At 64.3% G+C, this 6,666-nt stretch carries 5 protein-coding genes; 2 read left to right on the forward strand and 3 right to left on the reverse strand.

The window, feature by feature from the left end; translation table 11 throughout:
- The 3 genes from EOA49_RS29155 to EOA49_RS29165 form a co-directional block, all read right to left on the reverse strand.
- Window positions 1–1,298 (reverse strand): homoserine dehydrogenase (locus tag EOA49_RS29155; RefSeq protein WP_164749314.1); only part of this gene is annotated, 1,298 nt, incomplete at its 3' end.
- A 47-nt stretch (window positions 1,299–1,345) separates the two neighbouring features.
- Entirely contained in the window at window positions 1,346–2,563 is a 1,218-nt protein-coding gene (locus tag EOA49_RS29160; protein ID WP_067000132.1) for an LL-diaminopimelate aminotransferase, read from the reverse strand.
- Between the two features lie 49 nt (window positions 2,564–2,612).
- Window positions 2,613–3,023: a hypothetical protein gene (locus tag EOA49_RS29165; protein ID WP_067328042.1), complete on the reverse strand. Its 411-nt coding sequence runs from the start codon at window positions 3,021–3,023 to the stop codon at window positions 2,613–2,615.
- Window positions 3,024–3,120: 97 nt separating this feature from the next.
- Between EOA49_RS29165 and phaC the strand changes: the two genes are divergently transcribed.
- Window positions 3,121–4,962 carry a class I poly(R)-hydroxyalkanoic acid synthase gene (gene phaC / locus EOA49_RS29170; RefSeq protein ID WP_127240968.1) on the forward strand — a complete coding sequence of 614 codons (1,842 nt, stop codon included), beginning with the start codon at window positions 3,121–3,123 and terminating at the stop codon, window positions 4,960–4,962.
- A gap of 270 nt (window positions 4,963–5,232) precedes the next feature.
- Complete coding sequence (locus EOA49_RS29175) at window positions 5,233–6,459, forward strand: YcbK family protein (RefSeq protein WP_245460832.1); 1,227 nt, start codon at window positions 5,233–5,235, stop codon at window positions 6,457–6,459.
- The last annotated feature ends 207 nt before the right edge of the window (window positions 6,460–6,666 follow it).

Genomic DNA, 6,666 nt, shown 5'->3' on the forward strand with positions numbered 1-6,666 from the left:
ATACGGATCACCTGCGGCTTGTCGGTGAGATGGCCGTCCTTGGTGACGCCTTCGACCGCCTTGCGCACCGCCGCTTCCGTTGTCTCGTGGGTGACGAGGATGACGGTCTTCTGCGCTTCGGTAGCCGGCCCGGCGGCCTGCTGGACGATCGATTCCAGTGAAATATCGTTGTCGGCCATGCGCTTGGCGATCGCCGCGAAGACGCCGATGCGGTCGTGCACGGTCAGCCGGATGAAATAGCCGCCGGCATGGCTGCGCATCTGCGCTTTCCTGTAGGGCTTCAATTCCTTCGCCGGCCAGCCGAAGACCGGCCCGTGCTGGAAGCCCGGCCGGCTCTTGGCGATATCGGCAATGTCGCCGACCACCGCCGAGGCGGTGGCATTGCCGCCGGCGCCGGGGCCGGAGAGCAAAAGCTCGCCCAGGATGTCGGTCTCGATCGCCACGGCATTGGTGACGCCATGCACCTGCGCGATGACCGAGGCCGTCGGCACCATGGTCGGATGCACGCGCTGCTCGATGCCGCTGTCGGTGCGCTGCGCGACGCCGAGCAGCTTGATGCGATAGCCGAGCTCGGCTGCGGCGCGAATGTCGGCCTGGGTGATGTTGGAGATGCCCTCCATGTAAATGTCGTTGGCGGCGATCTTCGTGCCGAACGCAAGGCTGGTCAGGATCGACAGCTTGTGCGCCGTGTCATGGCCTTCGATGTCGAAGGTCGGGTCCGCTTCGGCATAGCCGAGGCGCTGCGCGTCCTTGAGGCAGGCATCGAAAGAGATGCCTTCGGCCTCCATGCGGGTCAGAATGTAGTTGCAGGTGCCGTTGAGGATACCGAAGACGCGGGTGACCTGGTTGCCGGCCATCGCCTCGCGCATCGTCTTGATGACCGGGATGCCGCCGGCCACCGCAGCCTCGTAGTTGAGCAGCACGCCCTTCTTCTCGGCGATCTCGGCGAGTTGCACGCCGTGCTTGGCCAACAGCGCCTTGTTGGCCGTCACGACATGGCGGCCGGCCTCGAGCGCCGCCTTCACCGATGCACGCGCTGGCCCTTCGTCGCCGCCGATCAGCTCGACGAAGACATCAATGTCGGCCTTCTCGGCCATCTTCGCGGCATCGTCGAACCATTTGGTGTCGCCCAGATCGACACCGCGGTCCCGCTTCGGATCGCGCGCCGAAACCGCTGTGACGACAATGTCGCGACCGCACTGGCGGGTGAGCTCGGCGGCCTTGTCGTTGAGCACGCGCGCCACCGAGGCGCCCACCGTGCCAAGGCCGGCAATTCCAACACGCAACGCTTCAGCCATGTCCGGCGACGCCCCTCAAAGATTGGTCGGTGTGATGTGCGGTGAATTCAGCGGCGCGCGGTGAGCGGCACAACATTGTTGGGCTGCTTGGCGGTCGAGGCCAGGAAGCGCTTGATGTTGCGCGCCGCCTGGCGGATCCGGTGCTCGTTCTCGACCAGCGCCACACGAACGAAATCGTCGCCGTGCTCACCGAAGCCGATGCCCGGCGCCACCGCCACGTCGGCGTGCTCGATGAGCAGCTTGGAGAATTCGAGCGAGCCGAGCTGGCGGAACTGTTCCGGGATCGGCGCCCAGGCGAACATCGAGGCCGCCGGCGCCGGAATGGTCCAGCCGGCACGGCCGAAGGAATCGACCATCACATCGCGCCGCTTGTGATAGACCTCGCGCACCTCGGCGATGTCGGCACCGTCGCCGTTGAGCGCATGCGCCGCCGCCACCTGGATCGGCGTGAAGGCGCCGTAGTCGAGATAGGATTTGACGCGCGTCAGCGCCGCGATCAGCCGCTCGTTGCCGACCGCGAAGCCCATGCGCCAGCCGGGCATGGAAAAAGTCTTCGACATCGAGGTGAACTCGACGCAGACATCCATCGCCCCTGGAACCTGGAGCACCGAAGGCGGCGGATTGCCGTCGAAATAGATCTCGGAATAGGCAAGGTCCGACAGGATGATGATGTCGTTCTTCTTCGCGAAGGCGACCACGTCCTTGTAGAAATCGAGCGAGGCGACAAGCGCCGTCGGGTTCGACGGATAGTTGAGGATCAGCGCCAGCGGCCTCGGAATCGAGTGGCGGATGCCGCGCTCGACCGCCGGGATGAAGCCGTCATCCGGTTCCACCTGCAGCGACCGGATGACGCCGCCCGACATGATGAAGCCGAAGGCGTGGATCGGATAGGTCGGATTGGGGCACAGGATGACGTCGCCGGGCGCGGTGATCGCCTGCGCCATGTTGGCAAAGCCCTCCTTCGAGCCGAGCGTCGCCACCACTTGCGTGTCGGGATTGAGCTTCACGCCGAAGCGGCGGGCATAGTAGTTCGCCTGGGCCCGGCGCAGGCCCGGAATGCCGCGCGAGGACGAATAGCGATGCGTGCGCGGATCGCGCACCACTTCGCATAATTTGTCGACGATGGCCTTCGGCGTCGGCAGGTCCGGATTGCCCATGCCAAGGTCGATGATGTCGGCACCGCGCGAGCGGGCGCTGGCCTTCAGCCGATTCACCTGCTCGAACACGTAAGGCGGAAGCCGGCGGACCTTGTGAAATTCTTCCATTGGAGTTCCAGACGATCAAAGGGGGCGCTTTTCGGCGCGCGATATAGACCTAATTGCAGTTAGGGTCGAGGGCAGGATCGCATTTGCCTTCGATCTGCTTCAGCGCGTCGTCGCCATGCGTCCTGGCGAGCGTGTTCAGCGCCGCCGTATTGGCGGCTGGCTTCGCGCGGCCGCCCTTGGCGAGCTGCGCCTGCTGCTCGGCCTTGAGCTGGGCAAGCTTGGCGGCAGTCTCTTCCTTCGTCAGCTGCTTGGCGGCTACCGGCGGCGGAATGTTGAGGTTCGGATAGGAGCCGGTGTCCTTCGGCCCCTCGGTCACCGCGGTCGGCCTCGCATTGTTGGTGTTGCTGCTGGTCTCGCAGCCGCCCGCAAGCAACGGCGTGCATAGCACCGCGGCTGCGGCGGCGATGCGGCAAATCGAACCGGCGCCGAGAAAATAAGTCCCGCCAACATTAATCGTCATATTGTTTTCCTGGCAGCCGGGTTAGAGCGTGTTGGACCCGGTCAGATGTCCCATGGTAATATGTCAAGAAAACGCTCCGGGAGGAACCCCGCGAACCATGTCCAAAGCGCCCGATTCGGACAAAGCGGAAAATGGCGGACCTTCGACCGTCGAGCAATATCTGGTGAAAGATCCCGAACGCTTCGCGTTGAACATGGCGCGCATGATCGAGCAGGCCGGCAAGGCGGCCTCCGCCTGGGCCGAGCCGCGCGAAAAGGGTGAGGTGCGCGACCACGTCGCCGAACCCGTGGTCGACATGGTCAAGACCTTCTCCAAGCTCTCGGAGTACTGGCTGGCCGACCCGCAGCGCGCGCTTGAAGCGCAGACGCGGCTGTTCGCCGGCTACATGACGGTCTGGGCGAACGCCATCCAGAAGGTCAGCCCCAGCCCCAACGCCGAAGCCCCCGAGGACGCGGTCAAGCCCGAGCGCGGCGACAAGCGCTTCCAGGATCCGGAATGGGGCCGCAATGCCTTCTTCGACTTCCTGAAACAGGCCTATCTCGTGACCTCGCGCTGGGCCTCCGATCTCGTCGATCATGCCGAGGGCCTGGACGAGCACACCCGCCACAAGGCGAGCTTCTACGTCAAGCAAGTGTCCAACGCCATCGCGCCGTCGAATTTCATTCTGACCAATCCCGAGCTGTTCCGCGAGACCGTCGCCTCCAACGGCGAGAATTTGGTGCGCGGCATGAAGATGCTGGCCGAGGACATCGCCGCCGGCAGGGGCGACCTGAAGCTGCGCCAGGCGGACTACGCGCCGTTCGAGATCGGCAAGAACATCGCCACGACACCCGGCAAGGTCATCGGCCGCAGCGATGTCGCCGAGATCATCCAATACGATCCGACGACGGAGACGGTGCTGAAGCGCCCCCTGCTCATTTGCCCGCCGTGGATCAATAAATACTATATCCTCGACCTCAACCCGCAGAAATCCTTCATCCGCTGGGCCATCGAGCAGGGCCACACGGTCTTCGTCATCTCCTGGATCAACCCGGACGAGCGCCACGGCGCCAAAGGCTGGGAGGCCTATATCCGCGAGGGCCTGCAATATGGCCTCGACATGGTCGAGAAGGCGACCGGCGAGAAGGAGGTCAACGCTATCGGCTATTGCGTCGGCGGCACGCTATTGGCCGCGGCGCTCGCGCTGTTGGCGCAGGAAGGCGACCACCGCATCAGGTCGGCGACCTTCTTCACCACCCAGGTCGACTTCACCTATGCCGGCGATCTCAAGGTCTTCGTCGACGAGGACCAGGTTGCCGCGGTCGAGCGATCGATGAACGAAAAGGGCTATCTCGACGGCACCAAGATGGCGACCGCCTTCAACATGCTGCGCTCGGGCGACCTGATCTGGCCTTATGTCATCAACAACTATATGCGCGGCAAGGACCCGCTGCCCTTCGACCTGCTCTACTGGAATGCCGATTCGACCCGCATGGCGGCGGCCAACCATTCCTTCTATCTGCGCAATTGCTATCTCGAGAACAATCTCTCCCGCGGCACGATGGAGCTTGCCGGCCGCACCGTCTCGCTGGCCGACATAACGATCCCCGTCTACAACCTCGCCACGAAGGAAGACCACATCGCGCCGGCGCTCTCGGTGTTCCTCGGCTCGCGCTATTTCGGTGGCGACGTCGAATATGTCATCGCGGGCTCCGGCCACATCGCCGGCGTCGTCAATCCGCCGGCGGCGCACAAGTACCAGTACTGGACCGGCGGCAAGCCGGTGGGGGATTTCAGCACCTGGTTCGCCGGCGCGCACGAGCATGCCGGCTCATGGTGGACGCACTGGCAGCACTGGATCGAAAGCCAGGACAACATCCATGTGCCCGCCCGCAAACCGGGCAAGCGTATGAAAACCTTGGGGGACGCGCCGGGCACCTATGTCAAGGTGCGTGTGTAACCGGCTGTAATGTCTGGTGAGTTGACGGGCCGCCCAAACAGGGCGAAATGGTGATGTTAATCGTTTTCGTAGCCTCAGCTCGCCTGCAGACAAACAATAAATCCGAGGCTTTGCAGATCGATACAGATCCCGTTTCCGGTTCGGGAACAGGAGGTCGCCGCCAGAGGCACTGGAGTGCTGCGGCGACGATGTACGGACCGGATGCCGAGGGGGAATTTTATTTTGAAATCAGCAGGTTGGCGCCTCGCACGAAGGGAAAGCCGCAGCATCGTGGCAGCGCTTTTATCCGTGCTTCTGGCCTCCTGCACCTCGACCGGCGACCCGACGATGTCGGTCGTCACGCCCGCCTACAATTCAACCGCCACAGAGATGAGCGCGGCTTCCAGCGCCCAGTCCGAGGCGTCGGCCGATTCGACCTCGCAGGCGGCGTCGACCTCCCCGGCATCCCCAGAGGCGGCATCGACCGTGATGGGCGAAGACGACAAACCGTTGCCTGAAAAAGTCGCCTATTTGCCGGAAACCCGGCCCGGAGCAGCCTTCCCCGCGGTAGCGGTTCCTGCTGACGCCGGCTCGATCGCCGGCAACACGCCGCAACCGCTGGTACAGCCGCAGCAGACGGCAGAGGAGACGAAAGCGGCCGCCAACAAGGTTGCTGCCGGCGATGCCGCCGCGGTCGCATCGCAAGCGCAGGCGACCGTGCAGGCGATGAGCAAAGGCGTCTACGTGACAGCGGGCGAGCCCCAGCAGCAGCCGATCGCCGCGCCGAAGAAGGGGCTGTTTGCTTCTCTGTTCAGCACCACGCCGGCCTCGGCCGCGCCTGCCCCGCTGATCAACACGCGCTCCAGCGACCAGCCCGCCGCCCAGGCCAAGACCACGTTGCCGGCGACAAAGCCGATCGTCACCCTCGCCTCCGCGACCCCGGGCGACAAGCCGGTGCAACTGGCTTCCCTCGGTGACGACAGCAGCAACCACATCACCGGCGCCGATGCCTTGCCCGGCGTGCGCCAGACGGCGCTGTTCGAGATCAAGCGCAAGTCCGGCATCGACGACGAGAGCGACGTCGATCTCAACGAGGACGAAGGCGGCGGCTCCTACCAGGTGGCGTCGGCCGCCGGTATGGCAAGGCTCGCGCCCAACGGCCTCTTGAGACAGAACGAAAGCGTCGACGTCGCCTGCCTGAAGCCTTCGCTGGTGCGCGTGCTGAAGACGATCGAGGGTCATTTCGGCCGCAAGATGATCGTCACCTCCGGCTATCGCGACCCTGCCCGCAACCGTCGCGCCAACGGCGCCAAGAACTCGCTGCACATGTACTGCGCCGCCGCTGACATCCAGGTGCCCGGCGTCTCCAAGTGGGAGCTGGCGAGCTATGTGCGGTCGATGCCCGGCCGCGGCGGAGTCGGAACCTACTGCCACACCGAATCCGTCCATGTCGACGTCGGCCCCGAGCGCGACTGGAACTGGCGCTGCCGCCGGCGCGGCGGCGGTGGCGACAACTGAGCGGCTTACCTGCCTTCAATCGAATTGTTTTCCGGTTGCCAAACATGCGTTTTGCAGGCTCGCGAAAAAAGTTGTCGCATGTGGCGGCAGATGGGTTGCCGGTTGCGAGCAACGCAATTATAAGCCGCTTCGTCTGAGCGCGCCCATCGTCTAGCGGTTAGGACACCGCCCTTTCACGGCGGTAACAGGGGGTCGATTTCCCCTGGG

The sequence above is a fragment of the Mesorhizobium sp. M1A.F.Ca.IN.020.04.1.1 genome (assembly GCF_003997315.1).
In the GTDB taxonomy this organism is placed as follows: domain Bacteria; phylum Pseudomonadota; class Alphaproteobacteria; order Rhizobiales; family Rhizobiaceae; genus Mesorhizobium.